The 22,182-nt window shown below is 57.4% G+C and carries 21 protein-coding genes, 1 tRNA gene and 1 pseudogene; 21 read left to right on the plus strand and 2 right to left on the minus strand.

Annotated elements, in window-relative coordinates; all coding sequences use genetic code 11:
* The 16 genes and pseudogenes from ACUVSA_RS11275 to nifU form a co-directional block, all read left to right on the plus strand.
* A partial coding sequence (locus ACUVSA_RS11275; RefSeq protein ID WP_445894893.1) for a proton-conducting transporter transmembrane domain-containing protein occupies window positions 1–251 on the plus strand: 251 nt, incomplete at its 5' end.
* Window positions 252–335: 84 nt separating this feature from the next.
* A complete protein-coding gene (locus tag ACUVSA_RS11280) occupies window positions 336–518 on the plus strand; it encodes a hypothetical protein (RefSeq protein WP_445894894.1) in 183 nt (60 codons plus the stop codon).
* Entirely contained in the window at window positions 515–997 is a 483-nt protein-coding gene (locus ACUVSA_RS11285) for a Na+/H+ antiporter subunit E (protein ID WP_445894895.1), read from the plus strand. The genes ACUVSA_RS11280 and ACUVSA_RS11285 overlap by 4 nt, the downstream gene beginning before the upstream one ends.
* Window positions 994–1,266 (plus strand): K+/H+ antiporter subunit F, encoded by a 273-nt coding sequence (locus tag ACUVSA_RS11290; RefSeq protein WP_445894896.1) that lies wholly within the window; start codon window positions 994–996, stop codon window positions 1,264–1,266. The genes ACUVSA_RS11285 and ACUVSA_RS11290 overlap by 4 nt, the downstream gene beginning before the upstream one ends.
* Window positions 1,263–1,682, plus strand: coding sequence for a Na+/H+ antiporter subunit G (locus tag ACUVSA_RS11295; protein WP_445890596.1), 420 nt, complete (start codon window positions 1,263–1,265; stop codon window positions 1,680–1,682). Before ACUVSA_RS11290 ends, ACUVSA_RS11295 begins: the two co-directional genes overlap by 4 nt.
* A gap of 352 nt (window positions 1,683–2,034) precedes the next feature.
* Window positions 2,035–3,471, plus strand: a complete 1,437-nt coding sequence (locus ACUVSA_RS11300; RefSeq protein WP_445894897.1) for a radical SAM protein — start codon at window positions 2,035–2,037, stop codon at window positions 3,469–3,471.
* Window positions 3,401–5,110: a DUF5714 domain-containing protein gene (locus ACUVSA_RS11305; RefSeq protein WP_445894898.1), complete on the plus strand. Its 1,710-nt coding sequence runs from the start codon at window positions 3,401–3,403 to the stop codon at window positions 5,108–5,110. The genes ACUVSA_RS11300 and ACUVSA_RS11305 overlap by 71 nt, the downstream gene beginning before the upstream one ends.
* Window positions 5,111–5,746: 636 nt before the next feature.
* The gene (locus ACUVSA_RS11310; RefSeq protein WP_445894899.1) at window positions 5,747–7,288 is read left to right on the plus strand and encodes a mercuric reductase; all 1,542 of its coding nucleotides are present in this window, start codon (window positions 5,747–5,749) and stop codon (window positions 7,286–7,288) included.
* A gap of 881 nt (window positions 7,289–8,169) precedes the next feature.
* A complete protein-coding gene (locus ACUVSA_RS11315) occupies window positions 8,170–9,375 on the plus strand; it encodes an HDOD domain-containing protein (RefSeq protein ID WP_445894900.1) in 1,206 nt (401 codons plus the stop codon).
* Window positions 9,376–9,384: 9 nt separating this feature from the next.
* Window positions 9,385–10,278: an HD domain-containing phosphohydrolase gene (locus ACUVSA_RS11320; RefSeq protein ID WP_445894901.1), complete on the plus strand. Its 894-nt coding sequence runs from the start codon at window positions 9,385–9,387 to the stop codon at window positions 10,276–10,278.
* A gap of 60 nt (window positions 10,279–10,338) precedes the next feature.
* The gene (locus tag ACUVSA_RS11325; protein WP_445894902.1) at window positions 10,339–10,527 is read left to right on the plus strand and encodes a hypothetical protein; all 189 of its coding nucleotides are present in this window, start codon (window positions 10,339–10,341) and stop codon (window positions 10,525–10,527) included.
* Between the two features lie 129 nt (window positions 10,528–10,656).
* Window positions 10,657–11,217 (plus strand): response regulator, encoded by a 561-nt coding sequence (locus ACUVSA_RS11330; protein WP_445894903.1) that lies wholly within the window; start codon window positions 10,657–10,659, stop codon window positions 11,215–11,217.
* Window positions 11,218–11,871: 654 nt separating this feature from the next.
* Window positions 11,872–12,060: a hypothetical protein gene (locus ACUVSA_RS11335; protein ID WP_445890602.1), complete on the plus strand. Its 189-nt coding sequence runs from the start codon at window positions 11,872–11,874 to the stop codon at window positions 12,058–12,060.
* Between the two features lie 949 nt (window positions 12,061–13,009).
* A pseudogene (locus ACUVSA_RS11340) lies at window positions 13,010–14,204 on the plus strand (cysteine desulfurase family protein).
* On the plus strand, window positions 14,201–14,659 hold the full coding sequence (locus ACUVSA_RS11345) for an RrF2 family transcriptional regulator (protein ID WP_445894904.1): 459 nt from the start codon (window positions 14,201–14,203) through the stop codon (window positions 14,657–14,659). The pseudogene ACUVSA_RS11340 and the gene ACUVSA_RS11345 overlap by 4 nt, the downstream one beginning before the upstream one ends.
* A complete protein-coding gene (gene nifU / locus ACUVSA_RS11350; protein ID WP_445890605.1) occupies window positions 14,641–15,132 on the plus strand; it encodes a Fe-S cluster assembly scaffold protein NifU in 492 nt (163 codons plus the stop codon). The genes ACUVSA_RS11345 and nifU overlap by 19 nt, the downstream gene beginning before the upstream one ends.
* Window positions 15,133–15,446: 314 nt before the next feature.
* On the opposite strand, the gene ACUVSA_RS11355 is transcribed toward nifU, so the two are convergent.
* The gene (locus ACUVSA_RS11355) at window positions 15,447–15,635 is read right to left on the minus strand and encodes a hypothetical protein (protein WP_445894905.1); all 189 of its coding nucleotides are present in this window, start codon (window positions 15,633–15,635) and stop codon (window positions 15,447–15,449) included.
* 274 nt (window positions 15,636–15,909) lie between these two features.
* Between ACUVSA_RS11355 and ACUVSA_RS11360 the strand changes: the two genes are divergently transcribed.
* Window positions 15,910–16,377, plus strand: coding sequence for a hypothetical protein (locus tag ACUVSA_RS11360; RefSeq protein WP_445894906.1), 468 nt, complete (start codon window positions 15,910–15,912; stop codon window positions 16,375–16,377).
* A 707-nt stretch (window positions 16,378–17,084) separates the two neighbouring features.
* On the opposite strand, the gene ACUVSA_RS11365 is transcribed toward ACUVSA_RS11360, so the two are convergent.
* Window positions 17,085–17,161: transfer RNA gene (locus tag ACUVSA_RS11365), tRNA-Trp, on the minus strand.
* A 190-nt stretch (window positions 17,162–17,351) separates the two neighbouring features.
* Here ACUVSA_RS11365 and ACUVSA_RS11370 point away from each other — a divergent pair.
* The 4 genes from ACUVSA_RS11370 (at window position 17,352) to xerD (ending at window position 22,175) form a co-directional block, all read left to right on the plus strand.
* Window positions 17,352–17,615 carry a hypothetical protein gene (locus ACUVSA_RS11370; RefSeq protein ID WP_445894907.1) on the plus strand — a complete coding sequence of 88 codons (264 nt, stop codon included), beginning with the start codon at window positions 17,352–17,354 and terminating at the stop codon, window positions 17,613–17,615.
* Between the two features lie 264 nt (window positions 17,616–17,879).
* Complete coding sequence (locus tag ACUVSA_RS11375; RefSeq protein WP_445894908.1) at window positions 17,880–19,325, plus strand: acetyl-CoA carboxylase biotin carboxylase subunit; 1,446 nt, start codon at window positions 17,880–17,882, stop codon at window positions 19,323–19,325.
* A 16-nt stretch (window positions 19,326–19,341) separates the two neighbouring features.
* Window positions 19,342–21,000, plus strand: a complete 1,659-nt coding sequence (locus ACUVSA_RS11380; RefSeq protein WP_445894909.1) for a pyruvate carboxylase — start codon at window positions 19,342–19,344, stop codon at window positions 20,998–21,000.
* 290 nt (window positions 21,001–21,290) lie between these two features.
* Window positions 21,291–22,175: a site-specific tyrosine recombinase XerD gene (xerD, locus tag ACUVSA_RS11385; protein WP_445890611.1), complete on the plus strand. Its 885-nt coding sequence runs from the start codon at window positions 21,291–21,293 to the stop codon at window positions 22,173–22,175.
* The last annotated feature ends 7 nt before the right edge of the window (window positions 22,176–22,182 follow it).

The following is a 22,182-nucleotide window of genomic DNA, read 5'->3' on the forward strand; positions in this document are numbered from 1 at the left end:
TGCATAACACGCTGGTCACGGCGGGCCTCTTTTTGCTGGCGGACCTCGTGGCAGACCACCGCCGGGGCGGTACGGAATTGACACCGGGGCATGCCGTGTCCCAGCGCGGGCTTTTGGGAGCCCTTTTCGTGCTGGGCGTTATGGCCATGACAGGTATGCCGCCGTTAAGCGGCTTTGTGGCCAAGGTGCTCTTGCTGCAGGCCGCATGGGGCCATGGTGCCGGCACCCTCTGGATCTGGTCGGTTCTTTAAGTCTCCGGCCTGGCCCTTGTGGTGGCGCTGCAACGGGCAGGGAGCGTGCTTTTTTGGAAGGTGCAATTCGGGAGAGAGCAAGGGATGAACGAGGGAAGGCATCCTTTCTGGTGGCCGGTGGCCGTGTTTTTGATGATGAGTTCGGTGTTGGTAGTGATGGTTGGTCCTTTGAGCGCTTTTTGCTTGAAAACGGCTGCTCAGGTCATGGATCCCAGCGCCTATGCGGCCAGGGTTTTGGGAACTGCCATAGTGGAGAGTCGCCCATGAAACGCTGGGTTCCTCACCCGATACTGTCCATTGTCCTGTGCGTCGTGTGGGTGTTGCTTTCCAACGAAGTGGCGGTCGGCTCGGTGCTTGTGGGTGCCGTGTTGGGATTGATTCTCCCGCATGTCACGCGGGCATTGTGGCCGGGTGTGCGAATTCAAAAGCCAAGGACCATCGTGCGGTACCTGGCCGTTTTTTTATTTGACGTGATTGTCGCCAACCTTCAGGTGGCGGTCTTGGTGTTGGGGCCCAAAAACCGACGGAAACCGGCTTTTATCGAGTACCCTTTGCAGCTGACGGATGAATGGGCCATCATTGTGCTGGGCTGCACCATCTCCTTGACGCCCGGCACGGTGACGGTGGACGTGGACATGACGCGGCGCCGTCTGCTCATTCATTGTGTGAATGTCCCGGACCCATCGGATGTGGTGGAGCGGATTCGAAAACGGTACGACAATCCCTTGATGGAGATTTTCCCATGATTTTAAAGGCAGCTTTTGCCGTAGCGCTTGGTCTGATGTGCGTGGCCCTTCTTTTATGCTTGTGGCGGCTGGTGCGAGGCCCGACCATTTCAGATCGCATCCTGGCTTTGGACACCCTTTACATCAACACCATTGCCCTGCTCGTGCTTCTGGGGGTCTATTTCCCCAGTCAGGTCTATTTAGAGAGCGCGGTGGTGCTGGCCATGAGCGGTTTCATATCCACGACGGCTTTTTGTCAATATTTGTTGTGCGGGGACATCATCGAATGATGGTTTGGGAAGGCATGGCAGAAGTCGTCATCGCCTTTTTTCTTGTGTTAGGGGCGGCGTTAGCCATAGTGGGTTCCATTGGACTGATGCGTATGCCGGACTTTTTTATGCGCCTTCACGGGCCGACCAAGGCCACCACCTTGGGTATTGGAAGCATGCTCACGGCATCGTTTCTTTTTTTCCTTTTTCGGGAAAATACCTGGAGTCTGCATGAAATTCTCGTCACGTTTTTTCTTTTCATGACGGCGCCCGTGAGCGCCCACATGATGGCCAAAGCCGCTTTGCACATCAAAGTCCAAAGACACTCAAGTGGACAGGATGCCGACCATGGGACACAGGAGCGCGGTGGATCGACCGGCGCGACGTTGAACGACAACCAGGTGAATGAAACTGACGTGGACGTGCTGCATCTTTAAGGTGTTTTTTGGCTTGAAGCGAGGGGATATTTTTCCCCGGCACGTCTGGGATCTCCAGCTGGGCGAAAGGACAGCCATTTTTCGCGGAATGTCCCCTTGAGAGCCCGGCCGAGCATGCTCAAATCCAGCGGCCGCGTCCTTGAACGAGGCCCAGAGACGAGGTCGTGAAGCGGCGAAACCGAGGTCTCAAAAAGATTTTCCGCACCGCATCGGACAAATGGATTTGTGGGCGCAGCACAAGCCTCTACAGTTGGTCGCACGCACCCTACGGCATTCTCAAAAAACGAGCCTTTCAAGGGCGTTGGAGGAGTTGATGTATGTCCTTTGATCCACGTGAATGGTTCCGGCTGGCATGGGAAGACATCCCTGTGTATGTTCGACCCGATCCGCCCTGTTGGTTCGTTCCCAACGAAGCGGGGGACCACCTACTTCAAGAAGCCCAAAAGAATCCGAGTCTTCTCGACGATCCGAAAGCCGCCCGCTTTTTCCAGCGGCTTCCCTCCGCCTGGGCTTCCCAATATACGGGTCGAGGGAACGTGCTGCGTCTGCAAGGTCTCAAAGAGTTTTGGATCCATCTCACAGACCGTTGCAATCTGTCCTGCACCCATTGCCTCTTTGCCGCCTCGCCGTCCCAGGTTCGAGAGCTTTCGGCGGCCCTGGTGCTGAAGGGGCCCGCCAAGCCCATGAATTGGGCTGTCGCCTCTTCGCCCTCACTGGAGGCGAGCCCTTTGTTCACCGCGAAGTCGGTACAATCGTGCAGGAAATTCTTCGCCTACCCGACACCCATGTGGCGGTGCTCACCAACGGGTTGGCCGCCCGCACCTTTCTGGAAAAACACCGATGGAGTCCCGAACGGGTGCACCTTCAAGTGAGCCTGGACGGATTGGAAGAACGCCACGACGCCGTGCGCGGCAAAGGAACCTTTGAAAAAACGGTCCGTGAACTTCGAGCCCTGGCCCGCATGGGTTTTTCCCTGACCCTGTCCATGTGTCCCACGCGATCAAACCTGGCCGACGTGCCGCTTTTTCCCCACCTGGCACGGGATGTGGGCGCATGCAACATCCACTTTATGTGGTATTTCGTGCGGGGCCGGGGCGTGCCGGATGAATGGGTGCCGACTGACGGACTTTTCACCGTTGTGCGCGGTGCCGCCGAACGCGCCGAATCCTTAGGGGTTTCGGTGGACAATGTGCGTGCTCTGGCCTCCCAGGTTTTTGCGCCGCCGGGAACCCGTTTTGACGGCACCGGCATGACCTGGGAATCCCTGGCGCTGGGCCCCGACGGAAACCTTTATCCGTCGGCGGCTCTTGTGGGCGTATCCCAATTGGCGGTTCCCCGGCATTACGGCCTGGAAAAGGCTTGGAGGGGAAGCCCCCTCTTTGAACGGATTCGGAGGGAAACGGCGGCAGAGCTCGATCATCCGCTGCGTTTCCTTCTGGGGGGGCGGCGATCCGGATCACAGCTACTTGGCCGCCAGCCGATTCATGGGCGCCGACCCCTACATGGATCTTTACCAAAAGCTGGCGCTCTGGCTCATGGTGCGCCGCGCCTTTCCACCCGCCGTCACCCATGGGCCGGCGCTGCGGCTCAAGATGGGGGACGCCCTTTCCGTTTGCGCAAACGGACAGCACGGTGTCACCTTCACTCATTCCAACTGCCTGATGGCCGTCGCCTCCCCGTCCAGCCTGTCCGTCGTTCGAGACTTTTATGCCGAGGCCGTGGTTCAGCCCAAATTGGACATTCTCAATCCTGTCACCTATTCCGCCGAATGGACAGCTCATATTCCTGAAGCATACCGGTTTCGCGGTTATGGGTGCGGCAGTCCCGTGGTGGATGCCGAGCTGCAAGAGGGTGAGGCGGTGGTGGATCTTGGCTGCGGCAGCGGTGGGGAATGCTTTATGGCGGCCAAGCGGGTGGGGCCAACTGGGCGCGTGATCGGCATCGACATGTTGGAATCCATGCTGCAGCGGGCTTGCGCCGGAGGGCGGGCCACAGCCGAACGGCTTGGCTACGACAACATGACCTTTTGCCGTTCCCTTCTGGAAAACCTTCCCTTAAGAGACCACACGGCGGATGTGGTTCTTTCCAACTGCGTGCTGAACCTTTCCGTTGACAAGCGCCGGGCCTTTCGTGAGATCCATCGCGTGCTGCGGCCCGGCGGACGGTTGGTGGTTTCCGACGTGGTGTGCGACACGGATCCGGATCCGGCCATTCGAAACGACCCGGTGCTTCACGGCGAATGCCTCGCCGGGGCACTCACGCAAAGGGATTTGGTCGGCCTTCTGGATGAATCCGGCTTTCAGGCCGTGCGTTTTCTCAAGAGATTTCCGTACCGCACGGTACAGGGCCATCTCTTCTTCAGCCTCACCTTTGAAGCCCGAAAGGAAGCCGCCACGGACACCGTTTCCGTTCTCTATCCAGGTCCCTTTGCCAGGGTGCAAACCTTTGGTGGAGCGACGCTCACGCCTGGGCCCATTCATCGTCTTTGCCGGTGGGAAGCCCAGATCGTGAATGATCAACTGTGGATTGTGGATAAATCGGGCGCTGTAGCCAACCGACGAACCGAGATCGGTTGCACCTGCTCTCGACCGGAAGACCAGATACACGCGGATTCGGCTGTGGCGACGGGACGTACCCCCGTTGCATCCGACGCCAAGTCCGGCCAAACCATTGCGCTTCGACGCCGTTTCGGCTGCATGGTGTGTGGAGAACCTCTGAGTTACGCACCGTCGGAAAGCCTGCACACGTGCATGTACTGCGCAAATCAGTTCGTGTCCTCGGTCCGGTGTCTCAAGGGCCACTTCGTTTGCGATGCCTGCCATTCCCGGGACGCCATGGCCGTGATGGAACATCTGTGCCTTTCTTCCAGTGAAACGGACCTGATTGCGCTGATGGACAGAATCCGTCGACATCCGGCCATGCCCGTTCACGGACCGGAACACCACGCCCTGGTGCCCGCTGTGATCGTTACCGCTTATCGCAATGTAGGAGGAGCGATAGGTGACGATGCGATCCGCTCTGCTCTTCACCGTGGATCCCGCATTCCCGGAGGATCCTGCGGCTTCATGGGGTGCTGCGGCGCGGCGATGGGTGTTGGTATCGCCTTTTCCATTCTCCTGGAAGCCAACCCGGTCAAAGGGCGGGAACGACGTTTGGCCCAGCAGGCGACCCAGGCCGCCCTGGCGGAGATTTCGTCTTTGGAGGCGGCCCGGTGCTGCCAGCGCGACTCCTGGATCGCTCTAAAAAAGGCCGCGGAACTTTCTGCAGAATTCCTGGGCCGAAGTCTTTCGGCCGATGATGCCCTCAAGTGCCGCCAGCAGGCCAAAAACCCAGAATGCGAAGGGGCTCGATGCCCCATCATGAAAACCCTCAGCGGTTGCATCAAAGAGGGACTTTCTGCGGGTCAAGGAACCGGCGTTGAGCGTTGAGCTTTCGATGTTAAAAGGGTAAGGGTCCAAAAAATGGCCGTGGGGAGAGGGTGTGCTTGCGAAGACTCTTGAGAGCCGCGTGAGCCGTGAACCAGAAACGGGACCTGAGGGGGGGCTTCGGCGGTGAGCGGAAACCCTGACGGGGTGGAACAGCTGTTCGAATGGGAAGGCTCGGCTCTTTGTGAGATGCCCAAGGAACGTTGCCCCTGAAGGATGTGGACAAGCTCTTTTCGAGCACCTTTCAAAGCTATTTCCCCGGCGAGAGGAGGCCCAGTTTCGCGTGTAACTGTCCCTGAAAAGCTGCCTAGGGAGCGTGTTCAAGAACACGTTCCAGTAGGAGCGGCGCAAGCTGCGGTGCGTGATCGCGCCTTGCGGGTCTTCTACAGGATGAAACGAAAAAGGGACCCGAAAAGCCCTTGTCGGATATGCTCCTATGGAGGAGTCTGTCTGAAAATGCTGCTTTTAGCCAAATATGTCATCGTAACGAGTTGAAATTGCGGCGCCATGAACCGCTTAAAACGAGGTCTCGGATCAGCTTCGATGGAGCCATGTGCACAGGGAAAAGAGGTGAGAGTTTCGGCTTTCCTTGGTTTTTGAGGAGCTATGCGGCCACACGCAAAGGGAAAGAGGGAAAGAATGAGCCATCTGAAAGAGCCCGGGATCAAACTGACGTTTTGGGATGACGCGAACCGGGAACTGGCCGCCCTCGTCGGCCCCTCGAATGTGAAGCCACGCGTTCCGGCCTCCCGTTATAACCTGGTGGTCATTGGAGCGGGAACCGCAGTGCTGTTGGCTGCCGCCGGAGCTGCTGGCCTGGGGGCCAAAGTGGCCTTGGTGGAAAGGCACCCCTTGGGTGGCGACTGCCTGAATGTGGGCTGTGCGCCGTCCAAGGCCATCATAGCGGCATCCCGGGCCGCTGCAGGTATTCGCTATGCCCACCGGTTCGGCATTCAGGTGCCGGAAGGCGTTCACGTGGACTTTTCTCAGGTCATGGAACGCATGCGGCGTCTTCGAGCATCCATTGCACGGAGCGATTCCGCCCGTCGTTTCGAGAACCTAGGCGTGGACGTTTTCTTCGGTGCCCGTTTCTTGGATTCCCAAACAGTGGATGTGGATGAGACCCGTCTGCGTTTTCACAGAGCTGTCCTCGCCACCGGGGCTCGAGCGGCGTCTCCGCCCATACCCAGTTTCAATAGAATGCCCTATCTCGCCAATGAAACACTCTTTCCGCTCACAGAACTCCCCAAGCGATTGGGCATTATCGGCGCAGGCCCCATAGGTTGCGAAACGGCCCAAGCCTTTGGCCGTCTGGGTTCTCGTGTCTTTATGGTGGAAGCCATGCACGGGATCCTGCCACGCGAGGATTCAGACGCCTCGGCCATCGTGTGGAACGCCATGAAGGCCGACGGGGTGGAGCTGCAGTGCTGCGGGCGGGACCTGGTTGTGAAGCCTGGGGAGGGTGGCGCCGTGATCCTGCATTTGTATACTCACGGCCGTGCGACCCGAGTGGAGGTGGACCGGCTGTTGGTGGCGCTGGGTCGACCCCCAAACCTGGAAGGGCTGGATCTGCAAAGGGTGGGCGTGGCCGCCACATCCAAGGGCGTGGTGGTGGACGATGAGCTTCGAACCACCAATCCTCGGATTTACGCGGCTGGTGATGTCTGTTCTCCGCACCAGTTCACCCATGCCGCCGATTTTATGGCCCGCATCGTGATTCAAAATGCACTCTTCCTCGGCCGGGCCAAAGCCAGTGCCCTCACCATTCCCTGGTGTACCTACTCGGATCCGGAAATCGCCCACGTGGGCCTCTACGAAAGAGAAGCCCAACAACGGGGCATATCCGTTCACACCTTGACTTTGCCTCTTTCGGAAGTGGATCGCGCCGTCCTGGAAGGTCGTACGGACGGGCTGGTACGAGTGCACGTAAGAGCGGGTTCCGATCAAATCGTTGGGGCCACCGTCGTGGCGCCCAACGGCGGAGACATGATCGGGGAGCTAAGCTTGGTCATAACCCAGCGAATCGGCCTCAGGAGCCTGGCCGCCACGGTGCATCCATACCCAACCATCGGTGAAGCCCTACGCAAGATGGGTGACCTTTACAATCGATCCCGACTCACGCCGCGTGCCAAACAAATCCTTGCAAAGCTCCTGGCCTGGCGCCTCAAGATCTCCTCATAGGTCCCGCCGCGAGCCTGATGGCCAATGCGTTTTTTCCCGTCGCGGTTGGGACCTTTTGAGGGAGAGAAAATCATGTGGCAGCCCGCCTGCCCGCTGAAGCGGAATCTGCAAGTGGGCGCCTTCCCTGTTCCACGGCGCGTTATCGAAGGTGTCGGCCGACGGGTTTCCTGGGATGTGAATAGATTTGCTCTACAGTTAAAAAACCAACACGACTTACCTTGACCATCAAGTGCGGTTCTGGCCCTTTTCCCGTGGGTTCAGGGTCAGCAGTGTCTGAGGGCGGAAGCCCTCAGCCTGCGACAGCACTCCTGAATTTTTCGCTTGCCGTTCTTCGACGCATCCAACCCCTAGGCGCCGCCCGAGGAATCCGGGTGCGGTCGCATTCGGCATTTTCGGGAATAGCGACAAAAAAACCGGGGGCAAAGCCCCTCGGTAAAAGATCGGCGTAATGGTGCCTTCTAGGGGGCGAGCAGCTTCACAGCTCAAGCCGGCAGCCTGTCAACATATTTCTTTGTCCCTTAAAAGCTCGGAAGTGATGGCATAAGAGGCTAGAGTGGGGTTTTCCTGAGTATCGGAGTACAAAAGCTTATGGGTAAGAATCGGTGATTTTTTCCTTACAGATTTCCATGAGCATCCACGGTTACACGCCGGGAAGGTTTTCTGTGGCTTAAGGGGTTGCGCGCCCTTGTCCCACGCCGAGGTGCCGGACCGCACCCCACGCAACGTCCGATCAGACCTGGCCGGAGGCGTCTCTGACGGGCTCGTCACGCCGCGTTTTCGTGAATTCCTCGCTCAGAAACTGAATAAGAATGGTCTTATGGCATCCTTGTTTTGTGCCGAATAGTCGATCAAAGAGAACGGCCATAAAGGGAGGGTGAACCGTGGCGTTGGAAGTCCTTTTCGTGGACCATGATCCCAACGTTTTGCGGGCACTTCGCCGCATGCTGCGGCCCATGCGCATGGAATGGACCATGCACTTCTGCTCGGAAGCTCGGGAGGCCATGGAACTTCTGGCTCAGGAAGCCGTGGATGTGGTCGTCTCGGACATGCGCATGCCGGGCATCGATGGCGCCCAGTTTCTTCTGGAGGTCAGAAAGCGCCATCCGGATATCATTCGCATCGCCCTGTCCGGGTATTCGGAGCAAGATCTCGTGTTGCGTGCTGTGCGGGCGGCGCACCAGTATCTGGCCAAGCCATGCGATGCGGAAAAACTCCGGAGCACCATCGAGCGGGTGAAAACTCTGCGCACTTTGCTGGATGAAAAACCGCTTCGAGCCCTGGTTTCAAGCGTGGACACCTTGCCCAGTCTTCCGGCTTTGTATCAGAAGATCATGGAGGAACTGGAATCCGAAGATCCCAGCATTAAGAGGGTCGGGGAGATCATTGCACGGGATGTCGCCATGACGGCTAAGATTTTACAACTGGTCAATTCGGCTTTTTTCGGCTTGAGCCGACATGTGAGCAGTCCCGAGCAGGCGGTTGTTCTTTTGGGACTCAACATCATCAAGACCCTCGTCATCTCCACGCAGATTTTTACCGAATTCCAAGCCAGGGGCCTGCCACCGGACCGCATGGACCGACTCTGGACACACAGTCTGAACACAGCCGTGTGTGCCAAGACCGTGGCACAACAGGCTGGAGCCGACCCCATCATCGTGGACGACGCTTGTATGGCCGGCATGCTGCACGATGTGGGCAAGTTAGTTCTTTGGCAAGCTCTTCCCGACCAGGTTGCCGAAGTTGACCAACGTTGTGAGGCGACTGGAGAACAGGAATGGAAAAGCGAGCACGCTCAGGTGGGCACCACGCACGCCGAATTGGGGGCCTATTTGTTGGGAGTATGGGGGCTTCCCGACAACATTGTGGAGGCCGTGGCCTTTCACCATTTTCCCGGTCGCTGTCCACATCGGGAGTTCATTGCGCTGACGGCGGTGCACGCGGCGGACGTGCTGACCTACGCGATTCATGGAGGGCCGCCCTATCAGGGACCGAACCTGGTGGATGCGGCCTACCTCGACCAGTTGCAATGCTTGAGCCGTCTCAAGGAATGGAAAAGCGCATGCTCCGATGCCCTTGGCGGACAATAGGAAGGTGTCATGGCTGAAAAAATCCTTTTCGTGGACGATGATCCCAATATTCTGTCGTCCTTCAAGAGAACCCTGAGAAAGCACTATGACATCGAAACGGCAGTGGGGCCCGAAGAAGGGCTTCGGGCGGTTCGAGACAATAGATCCTTTGCGCTCATCATTTCGGACCTGCGCATGCCTGTCATGGACGGCATTCAATTTCTCAGCAAGGTGCGCGAAACCAGCCCGGACACGGTCCGCATGATCCTGACCGGCAATGCGGATCTGCAGGCGGCCATGGATGCCGTGAACCACGGTAACATTTTTCGATTCTTGACCAAACCGTGCCCTCCGGAAACCCTGATCCTGGCCATTCAGGCGGGACTCCGGCAGTACCGGCTCGTGAAAGCCGAAAGGGATCTGTTGGAAAAGACGTTGCGCGGTGCCATTCAGGTGATGGCCGACGTGCTGAGCCTGGTGAATCCGGAAGCTTTTGGGCGGGGTTCTCGAGTTCGGCGCTATGCCGTGGACATGGGCCGGCGTCTGCAGGTGCAAAAAGTATGGCAGCTGGAAACGGCCGCCATGTTGAGCCAGATCGGCTGCGTTATCCTGCCCGAGGAAGCGCTGCACAAGATCTATAACGGACAACCCCTCACGGCCCAAGAAGAACAGCTCTTTTCCATGCATCCGTCGGTAGGAGCCGAACTCATTGCCAAGATTCCTAGGCTGCAGGATGTGAGCGAAATCATTGCGTACCAGGAAAAGCATTTTGACGGCTCCGGCATCCCTATAAACGACCGGCGCGGGGACGCCATTCCCATGGGGGCTCGCATCCTCAAGGTCGTCCTGGACTTCGACGCTCTGGAAACAGCAGGCCTGCCGCGGGCGGCGGCCCTGCTGCAGATGAAAAGGCGCTCCGGCTAGTATGATCCCAAGGTCCTCAAAGCCTTGGAAGACGTGTTGAGGGATGAGGCCCGGTTCTAAGTGCGGGAAATGACCATCCAGGACCTGAAGCTGGGCATGATCGTGGGCCAGGATGTCTGGAGTTCCAAAGGCGTGCTTCTCATCAAAAAAGGACCGGAGATCACGCCGGCCTTGCTGGAAAGGCTCCGCAACTTTGCCAAAACGGTGGGTGTTCAAGAACCCATAAGGGTCCTGCTGCCCGTCCATTGAAGATGCAATAGGACACAGGTGGGCGCAGGGGTGTACAGGTCGGGAGGAATTTTTTATGTTTCGTCTGTGGACGCAGTTGGCGGGCATCAGCGTTTCGATGATGGCCGTTCATTGAGGTGGGAGCCAGCCATGCAAAAGACCGTGCTTTTCGTGGACGATGAGCCCAATTTCACCAGCGCCGTCAAAAGGGCGCTGCGTCATGAACCCCATCGTATTCTGACGGCCAATTCCGCCATGGAAGCGCTGCGCTTGTTGAGCGAAGAGCCGGTGGATGTGGTGGTTTCCGATGAGCGCATGCCGGGAATGTCCGGATCGGAGTTTCTGGCCCTGGTCCGAGAGCGGCATCCCCGTACCCTGCGCATCATGCTCACGGGATATGCCACGCTGGAAGCGGCCATTCGCGCCATCAACGAAGGGGAGATCTACCGGTTCCTCACCAAGCCATGCCACACACAGGACCTGTGCCAAATTCTTCAACAAGCGCTCGCTTACCAGAACGCCCTGGAACAGTCTTCCGAGCCGCAAGGGGAAGCTGCATCAACCCTCAAAGCCGCGGCGCTCATGGAAGAACTGGAACGCCATCACCCTGGCATTACACGCCTGAAAATGGACGAAACGGGAGCCATCCTGTTGGACGATGCAGATCTGGGGCTCCCTGAACCAGGGCTATGGGAAAAAGTTCGACCATAGGCTCCTTCCGGCCTCGTGCTTTTCGCCCTTCCAGTCTGTCCATGCTGAGTCTGTATAATTCCCCCAAAAACTGGACAAGGTGCTAAGCTCTAAAGATAGCGGCAAACAAATCCAAAAAGAGGGGAAAAAGCGATCACGATGACAGCAGCAGGAGTTATGCACTATACGAGGATGATTCACCCAAATGGTGTTTTGGGCATACACTGTCAGGCTAATCACTACCTAACAATTGTTGTTCTATCAGAAACGACAGGCGACGCAATGAAGGAGGCGATCAGATCTTTCCTGAATAACGGCTCGAGTTGGTTTCACCCACCCTATTCGCCGGCTTTTTAGGGGCCGCTTCGGGGATGCCTGAAACCAGAGGACCAGGCCTTGGCGAGATCCCAGGAGCCTCAATAGGTTCCTCAAATCAGGAAAAGAGTGCCACTTTTGAGCTTAACTTCGGTTAAAATGTGTCTTGACTCTGGGGGCAACCTTACCGCGCATCGTGGGAAAGCCTTACCTATAGATTCTCATCGACCGAGACGCCGTTGGCCGTCGCGGTCTATCCGTACGTCGAGTCCAGGATGTGATTGAAGTGGCCATCGGGGGCAGAGCGATCACCACCGCGGTGGAAGGGCGGGAGCGGTCTCCCGTGCGAGTCCGCTGCATGTGGGGCTGCGCGACACCATCAAGTCCCTCTCGCGCACTCTGATTCCCACTCCCGACGGGGCGCAGATTCCCCTGGAGGAATTGGCCGAGATTCGCTACGTGCGGCGGCCACAGATGATCAAGAGGGAAAACACCGTGCAAATGGTTCCCGTTTTGTACTGCGGGAGGGAAGAGCTGCGGCTCCGTTGAAAAGCCTCTCGGGCCATAATGGGCCGAATAACCCTCGGCTCAGAGAGAGGGCTTTTCCTTCATTCGTGAACCTGAATTCAACCGTGCGCATATCTTTGTGCGCTCAGTGCCTTGACGTAAGTTGGACGTCGCGTGCGTCACGTTGTGCCATTGGCGTGATCGTTGAAAACGACGCGTTCGACGACCATGAAACCCCGCTCCTTGGGCCGCAGAAGAAACTCCTTCCGTCGTCTCGGGTTCTCCCTGTTGGCCGCCTCCACGGCGGGCACCCGGCCCTGCCCTTCACCATGGATGCCCATAGTCATCGGCACCGCCAGGGATCAAATCGCCCCGTTCTCACCTACTCGCTCGCCGTCCGTATCAAGCACGATGTGGGGCTGGAGCGCGTTCAGCTGCCGGTTGGCAAAGCGTGCCGACGCCCCGTCACGCCCCCTGTTGATGCTCGAGACCGCCGAGGCTGAAATCCTCGACGTCCACTGTTCAAAAGGCAACGCTACAGGCGCTCCCGGGCCGTAGGGGATGAGCGGGCATGAGACAAGGTGCGGTCCTTGGAAGGATCCCACAGGAAGAACCGGTCTCGGCCGGTGAAATCATCCGCATTTCTTGCTCCTGGGTCCCTTGACAGAGAGAAAGAGGCCGAACAATCCATAGCGGAACACTATGAAATTGGGGACCACCGGGAGGTGTAAACCATGAAGTTCGTGAAGGATGTAAAGGCGGATGAAAGAGTCGATTTGGTTTGCCGTATGTGTCCAATGCACCTCCTTGAGCCGGGTGACCGGCTTAATTGCATGAGCAAGGGGCAGGTACTGGAGGTGCTCACGGACTATGACGGTTGCCCTGGAGGACATTCCGAACTGGTGTGAAAAGTGCGGGCAGGAGTTCCTCGGAATTGAGGAAGACGAAGACTGTTACAAGCTTTGCATCAGAAAAAAGAAGTGAGAACGAAATGATCAAAGCATATGTGGACAAGGCCGCCGCCACCCCGGTGCGGCGAGAGGTCCTGGAGGCGATGCTTCCCTGCTTTCGGGAGGAATTTGGCAATCCCGCGGCGGTTTACGACCTCGGCTTCAGGGCGCGGGAGGCGGTGGAAAGGGCAAGGGAGCAAGTGGCCGCCCTCATTGGCGCACAGGCCAGCGACATTGTGTTCACTTCCTCCGGTGCCGAAGCGAACAATCTTGCCGTCAAAGGTGTTCCGTTGGCTCGGCGGGGGAAAGGCAATCATGTGATCATTTCGTCCATTGAACACCACTCTGTACTGAATACTGAATGCTGCGCGGTTCCTTGAGAGACTCGACTATGAGGTGACCTTCCTGCCGGTGGACGACAGGGGGTAGGTGGACGCGGAGCAGCTCCGCAAAGCCCTTCGACCGGGGACGATCCTGGTCTCGGTGATTCATGCCAGTAACGAGATCGGGACCATAGAGCCCATCAGGGATTTGGCGGCCATATGTGCTGAAAGGGGTGTCGTGTTCCATACAGACGCCGTGGCGACGGTCGGCAACATTCAAGTGGACGTAGAGGATTTAGGAGTGGACCTACTTAGCCTGTCCGGTATCCCCTTGAGAGCGCCCAAGGGGACAGGAGCTCTTTATTTCCGTAAAGGCCTAAGGCTTATGCCCCTCATTCACGTCGGCATCCAGGAACGCGGTCGAATGGCTGGAACGGAAAACGTGCCGGGTATCGTCGGCTTGGGTAAGGCCGCTGAATTAGCCGCATGGGAGCTACCGGACCGAATGGAGCGTGTCCGGCCGCTGCGGGACCGGCTGGTGCAGGGCGTGCTCGAGAAGGTTCCCGAAGTGATGTATACGGGCCACCCTGAAATGCGCCTGCCCGGGAATGCCAGCTTTTGCTTTGAGGGTATCGAGGGTGAGGCATTGGTTTTTATGCTGGCTGCTGAGGGGATCTACGTCAACACCGGGTCAGCGTGTGCCTCAAAGGCTCTGAAGACCTCGCCGGTGCTCGCAGCTATTGGTCTGAGGTCGGACTTAGCCCAAGGTTCCGTGGTATTGACCATGGACGAAAACAACACTTGGGAAGAGGTGGACTACGTGTTGGACAAACTCCCCAAGGCGGTGAGCCGTTTGAGGGATCTTTCCCCCTTGTGGAAACAAAAGACAAGGAGTCAAGCTCAATCGCGATGAAGCTGAGCACGCGAAGCAGGTACGGTACGCGCATGATGCTTTATTTGGCCCGTAACGGCGAGCAGAGTCCTGTGCAGCTCCATGAGATAGCCAGCCATGAAAGCATTTCCGTGAAGTACTTGGAGCAACTGATCATCCCTCTAAAAAAGGCGAACCTGGTGACCAGTGTGCGTGGTGCTAAAGGGGGACATAGGCTCGCGCGAAGCCCGGATAAGATCACCATCGGTGATGTCGTGAGGGCAGTGGAGGGGCAAACGGAGCTGGTGGAATGCCTGAGCCACCCACAGATGTGTGAGAGGGCGGAAACCTGCCCGGCACGGCCGGTGTGGAACATGCCCACCCGAGCCATGTACCAAGTGCTGGACTCCCTCAGCCTCTCGGACGTGGTACAGACAGAACAGGCCCTCATGAAAGGGCAGAGCAAGGGAGAATGGCCATGTATTCGCAAAAAGTAATGGAGCACTTCGCGAATCCCAGGAATGCGGGAGTCTTGGAGGATGCTGACGGTGTCGGAGAGGTGGGCAATCCGGTTTGCGGTGACATGATGGCCGTGTATGTCAAGGTTAAGGACGACCGCATAGCGGATGCGAAGTTCCAGACATTCGGCTGCGTGGCGGCCAACGCTGTCTCCAGCATGGTCACCGAGATGGCCAAGGGTAAAACCCTAAGCGAGGCCAAACAGATCACGAAAAAGGCAGTGGCGGAAGCCCTTGAGGGACTTCCCAAAGAGAAAATGCATTGCTCCAACCTGGGAGCCGAGGCTCTCGCTGAGGCCATCAAAGAATACGAGGAAAGAAGGCGGGGTCTCAAACCAGCTGCCGAGAAGGCGGGCAGAAGGAAACGCGCATCTGTGCGCGGGTGCTGCGGAGTCCCGAACCCGCTGGTAGCACAGTTTTGTATGAGCTGCGGTCACGAGTTGAACACATGAAAAACGTTCCACTTCCACCACCAAGATGTCTTCGCCTGGGTTGAGTTCGAAGCAGGCGACGACCTGCTTGTGGCCCGCATGCGGCGCTTCGGCCTTAGGGAGGGGCGAGAAACACTTGAATGTGGTGCCTCGTTCCCGTTCGGAAGAGGCCCATATGAGTGCGCCGGACTGCTTCACGATGCCATAACTCGTCGACAATCCTAGAGCGGTCCCTCGGGCCTTTCCGTTGGTCCTGAAAAAAACTCACCAATACGATCCATTGTCATCTTGCTTCTCCCACACCCTGTGACTGTGAGCGCGAGCCGCACATCGGCCTAGGGTGTTTCCCTCGAATGCGTCGCCGCATAAGCCTCGTACAGGCTCACACGAGCGATTTCCTTCAGACGAGATCCGTCTTGAAGCATGGCATCCTGGGCGTTGACCGCCAAGTTCATCCCCGCTTGCTCCATTGCCAGGGTATCCACGAGGACAGACGCCATGTTATCCACCAAGGCCATTTCCATGGAAACAGTCTCTGGATTTATGGGGTAGGCAGCGATTTCCTGTCGGCGTGCGCTCGTTTTTGAAAAAATCGACTTCCAGACCGTAAGAGATGGTTAGGACGGGTCCTTAAAACAGCGTTGAGCGGATTCGAGTCTTTAGTCCGGCCGGACTGCTTGCCTGCTGTGGACCCGTGGGGCCTGCCTTCCTAAAAAACGCGCCGATTCGGCAGGGTTTGAAGGTCGGGCCTGGCTAGAAAATCAGGATCTTTTCATCAACGAAAGGAGGAGGGTCATTATGAGAAAGAGGGCGATGACATGGGTGGTGCTAACCGTGGTCTTGGTCGGTTTCGTAGGTTCTGCTCAAGGTGCCTGGGAAGGTGTCAAGGGTGCTGCGGGTGTGGTAACTTCGGAGCATCCCTTGGGGCTTTTTTTCTATGCATCGGCCGGCGAGAGTTATGATATTATATCATATGCTCCTCCCGGCATGGGCCTTTTTTGCGGCATTGTGTCCATTGATTACCCCAATGTTGTTCTGGCCTACGGCGATCGGTTCCATTTCAGAGCACCCCTAAGCACCTTGTACCTGGCTCTTTGCATTCAGGCATACGGGTATAGTGAGGATTTGTCTCTCGTGGGGGCTTTTCCATCTTACTATGGAATGATGCGTTACCAGCAGAGTGAGCAAGCGGAGCCGTCCGCCCACAATGAAGCAGAGCTTAAGGAAAGGTTGGCTCAGGAATTTCTGAAGATTCTCGGTCCCTGAGGCGAGGGGTCTCGCGGCTTGAAGCCCCATCTTCAAGCCGCGTCATTGTTTGGCCTTTCTTTCCTGCGCAAGTCCATTGGTTCTCCCGTGATTCGAAGCCGGCTGTCTTCATTTGCTCACTCCAGGACACCCAGGAGGGCGTCCTTTTGATGTCAGGGGGGGCGCTCACCTGGTTCGACTTGGACCCTGTCCGAAAACACGTTTAGTCGGAGCGGCGCAAGCGGCGATGCCTGATCGGGTCTTGCGGCGCTCCGACAACCTCAAGCCGAAAGGACCCGGCCAAACCATTGTCAGACACGCTCCTTGAAAGGCACGGCTCCTTGCCGGTCCCCACCTTCATGGATGGCCTGAAGGGCCGTCCCTGCCATAGGGTGGACGGGCAACCCCTCAAAATATAGAGAAAACCTTGCGAACACTCCTCCGAGGTGGCCTGCGATAAATGCGGGAGAAAATCCCAACTTGAACCGTGGATGTGCTATAAAAAGCTGAAATTGCCAGCCCGCCAATGGACGACGACGAGTTCCCGGACATCCCCTTCATGGGAAGTCCTGACACCAAGCCCGTAAAATGATGTCCCTTTGGGTTTGACCACGGCGGCATAGCGCTTCGGGGCTCATCGTGTTTTCTGCAGATGGAGTGGGGCAGGCCGGTTTCGGGCTATAAACCAAAGGGGCTTTGGCGAAGCACGCCGTAGCCTCTCCTATTGCTGGCAGGCCAGGAGGGATTCGAACCCCCAACCCCCGGATTTGGAGTCCGGTGCTCTAGCCGTTCGAGCTACTGGCCTACATGCGCGCCCCTTATAGCGGTTCCCTCGAGTGTTGTAAAGGAAAATGTGGCCTTGCGGAGTGCGGGTCGATGGAGGAATGGCCTCGAGAGACGAAAAAATCCACCCGTGAAGTTGCCTTCGGCACGGTTTGTGCTTAAAATAGCTATACCCTAAAGAAGCTTCCCTGAGGAAAGCCGAGGAGGGTACCATGAAGATCAAGTATTGTAAAAAGTACGAGAAGTATGTGAGCCAGCAGCATTGCGAGTTTTTCAATGAAGGGGTCGCGTGTGAGTTCTCCAGTCCTGTGACGTGGAACAGTATCAAGGAATTGCTTCAGGACGTGAACCGACCGAAATGGGAAGTGAGTGAGGTCATTAAACCCTTCAAGTGCCATCTGCTGGATCGGGAATACCTAAACCAGATGAGCCGAAGGCGGCGTGAGCAGAGGAAAAGACCGGCCGTGCGCCCTTAACCCGTCTCGTGTGATCTTGCCGAAACAAGACCGATTTTCCGGCCTCAATCCTTCCTTGATCCCTATGTCGGGCTCATGATACGAGCATCCTGCGGCGCGACCGGCTTCGTGGCGTGCTACGGACCCAGCCCAAACCGCGTCGACATGGACCATGCGGCGTCAGAACGGTAGCGCGGTGTGTCAAACAAGGCTCGGTGCCGGCGATGGAGGTGACACTGCCGGTGCGATATGTTAGGTCTCGAGACCGTCGGAAGGATGAGCCCTATGTTCCGAAAGCTGCTTGTGGCCAATCGTGGAGAGATTGCCATTCGGATCATGCGATCCGCTCAGGAATTGGGCATTCGCACGGTGGCGATCTATGAGGAAACGGACAAGACCGCCATGCACATCATGAGAAGTGACGAGGCGGTGTGTATCGGCGCGGGGCCGCGCAAGGACTATCTGGACATCGATCGCATCATTCATGCGGCCAAAGCTGTGGGAGCCGATGCCATCCACCCCGGGTATGGTTTCCTAGCGGAAAATCCTTTGTTCTCCAAGCGATGCACGGAGCATGGGCTGTTCTTTGTGGGCCCGCCGCCGGAAGTCATCGCCGACATGGGCAGCAAGGTGGTGGCCCGTCGCATCATGACCAAAGCCGGCATTCCCGTCATTCCTGGAACGCCGGTGCTTTCGGAAGGGGAAGCCGGAGAGCGGCAGGCCGTCCGTTTTGCCGAGGAGCACGGGTTTCCGGTCATGATCAAGGCGGTGGCCGGCGGCGGCGGCCGAGGGATTCGGTCGGCACAAAACATGGACGAGCTTTTGACGGGGTTGAAGCTGGCTCGCTCGGAAGCGCGCATGGCCTTTGGGGACGAAAGTATCTATCTGGAAAAAGGCCTGAGGAATCCTCGACACGTGGAAGTCCAGATCCTTGCCGATCGCTTCGGATCGGTGATTCATCTGGGAACCCGTAACTGCTCTATTCAGCGTCGCCATCAAAAGCTGGTGGAGATCGCCCCGGCCAATCTGCCGGCCCTGGTTCTGGAGCGCATCTGCGCGGATGCCGTGCGGGCCGCCAAGGCGGCGCGCTATGTCAATGCCGGCACGGTGGAATTTCTGATCGACGACCAGGACCAATACTACTTCTTGGAAGTCAACACCCGCATTCAGGTGGAACACACGGTGACGGAAATGGTCACCGGGGTGGACATCGTGCGGGAGCAGTTGCGCATTGCCGCTGGAGAGCCGTTGTCCCTGCGGCAAGAAGATATTCAGATACGCGGGTGGTCCATCGAGCTGCGGATCAATGCGGAAGATCCCAAAAACAACTTTATGCCGAGTCCGGGATTGATTCGCGTGTATCAATCCCCCGGCGGACACGGCGTGCGTCTGGACGGCGCCATCTATCAAGGCTATGAGATTCCCCGGTTTTACGACTCCATGCTGGTGAAATTGACCGTTTACGGATTTACGTGGCGGGAGGCTGTGGATCGTCTGCGCCGAGCCTTGGATGGATTCAGCATTGTGGGGGTGCCCACAACCATTCCGTTCTACAAGCAGATCGTTCAAGATCCCGATTTTATCGAGCAGCGCTTTGACACGTCTTATATCGACACGCACCCCCAGCTGCTGGCTTACCGCGAAGAGGCGCCATCCATCGAGCGATTGGCACGTCTAATCGCCGAAATCAACGCCTACGGCTATAACCCTTATGCTCAGGACAAACCGTGATGGACGGAGTGCTTCCATGGCCGAACGAGAACGCATCACGCCTTCCATGAGCCCGTCGGAAATCATTGGTTTTTTGCGGGAAACTCCGGGCTATTTTTTGACCAACAACGAGCGGGACGTCTCCCAGTCGGACTTCAAATGCCGTATTCTTCCCTGGACGACGCTGCGTGTGGCGCCCTACCGGGATGACACCGGCTATTTCGCCTTTGAAATCAGCGGCGGCGCCTCCGTGCACGTGGATCTTTTGGCCAAACAGATCAATCCTTTTGAGAAACTGCGCCTGGTACGCCAGCGGATGCCGAACACCCTCATTCAGACGGTGTGCCGAGGCCGCAATCTGTTCGGCTACCGTCCCTACCCGGACAACGTGCAGGAATTGACCGTCTCCTTGTTCGCGCGTTACGTGGATGTGTGGCGCGTCTACGACTTTCTCAATTATATTCCAAACTTAGAAGTGGTGGGCCGCGCCGTTCAAAGGGCTGGAAAGCTGCTCATGCCGTGTATCTGCTTTAGCACGGGCATTGGGCACACCGACGAGTTTTACGTGAACAAGGTCCAAGAGGTTCTCGATACCTTCGGCGACGAGATCATTTTGGCCATCAAAAACCATTCGGCTTTGGGTTCCCCACGGCGCATTGCTTCCTTGGTGCGGGCGCTACGCAGCCGTTTCCCTCGGCTGGTCCTGGCCTATCACGGCCACAACACGGACGGCAACGACCTAGGGCGCATGGTGGCGGCGGTGGAAAACGGCGTTAAGATTGTGGAAGTGGCCGACCACGGCTTTGGCGGCATGTTCTCTCAGGCACCGGCCCTGAGCCTCATTCAGACCCTGCACGATTACGGCTATAAAGCGCCAGGCCTCAAGATTCAGCCCATCGTGGATGCCTCGGACCTGTTGCGGCGCGAACGGCGCTACTATGAACGGTTTGAAACACCCTTTCGCGGTTTTGATCCCACGGTCAAAAGGCATCGCCTGACGGGAGGGGCGGCTTCCATAGCCTTTGAGCAGGCAGAAAAACTGGGTCTTTTGGAACGCATTCACGAGGTTTTTAGTGAACTCATGGACGTGAACAAGGAACTGGGCAACATCTGGTTGGTGACGCCCGGAAGCCAAATCCTGTGGACCACGGCAGTCAGCAACATCTTACACGGTCGGTACGAACAACCCAGTGACGACTTGAAAAACCTGCTGCTCGGCCGCTACGGCCCCTTTCCTTTTTACGATCCTCAGGAATGGATCTACGAAAAGGTGTTGGAGCACAAGAGAAGAGACGGCAAGAGATGGTACCAGATTCTCGCCGAAGAGGCCGGAGTGCAAGTGCTGCCCGACGCGGATGTGGAGGCCAAGAGGCGGGAGTTGGAGGAAAGGCTCAAGAGGCCGGTGGACGACGAGGCCCTGTGCCTGTACCTGCAGTTTCCCAAAGATGCTTTGGAATATTTTCGCTTTGAGGAAACCTTTGGAAGGACCTGGCTTTTGCCACCCCAGATCTGGTATCGACGCGGAGGATTTTCGGACGGGGAAAGGATTCTCATTCCCGATGAACAAGGAAAAACGCACCAGATCGACATTGTCTCCACCATGAGAAAAGAAGGGGTGGTGGAGACGTCGTTGCTGGTGGATTTTCATTTCCAGACCTATGCTGTGCCCTTAGGCAATGCCAAGGGAAGAGCTTAGCTGACTGACGTCACGGGCTATTCTGAGGGCGTCAAGACCTTGGTAAGACTGCGGAAGGTCCTGGGTCCACGAGGTCCGAAGAGCGGCGACGCGTCCGAGGGTGTTCTTTTGCAAAGCGCAGGCGGCATTCATCGCTCCGACAAAAGGCCTCTTACACTTTGGATTTTTCTACGCGAGGCTTTCAAGGGATGGCCTCCTGACCAGCCGCACATCCGTGGACGCGTAGGAGCGCGTCACCCGATACCAGGAACATGTGGAAGAGTGATTGAATTGGTTTGAGGATCGGCGACATGCGCACCGAAGTGGATCTCTTTCTGGAATACCTGGTGGCGGAAAGGCGCCTGAGCCGCCACACGGTTTCCAGCTATGGAACGGACCTTCGGCTTCTCATGGAATATCTCCAAAATAAGGGCAAGGATGCCTGGGCGCAGGTGACATCGAAGGATCTGGAAGATTATCTCGCCTGGAGCGCTTCGTGCACGACAGCCAAAACTCGAGCCCGGCGCCTGGCCTCCATGCGCTCTTTTTTTCGCTTCCTGGAAGAAAGGTCCCTCCTTTCACCCAATCCCTCCCAGTTCTTGACCTTTCCCAAGCTTCCCAGAAACCTGCCCAAGACCCTTTCCGCGTCTCAGGTGGAAGCCCTCCTCAACGCGCCCGTTGTGAGCACGCCATTAGGGCTTCGAGACAAGGCCATTTTGGAACTCCTTTACGCCACGGGTATACGAGTCGCTGAGCTGGCGGCGCTGACCTTTCATCAGCTGAACCTGAAAGCGGGTTTTCTCGTGGTCCGAGGCAAGGGAGACAAGGAACGGCTCGTTCCCATGGGCCAGTGGGCTGTGGAGGCTCTGGAAGCGTATCTGGAGCGTGGCCGCCCCCTTTTAGTCGCAGGCCGCGAAACGGGCCGGGTTTTTCTCAATCATCGGGGCCGGCCTCTGTCTCGTCAAGGGGTTTGGAAAATGATTCGATCCTACGCGCGGCGCATCGGCCTGGCCGCAGCGGTCAGCCCCCATGTGCTGCGCCACTCCTTCGCCACCCACTTATTGCAAAACGGCGCTGACTTGCGTTCCTTGCAAATGATGCTCGGTCATGCCGATATCGGCACCACGCAGATCTACACCCACGTAGCACGAGAGCGCTTGAAGCGCATCTACCGGCAACATCACCCACGAGCCTGAATCCTCG

This window comes from Desulfosoma sp., assembly GCF_052743555.1.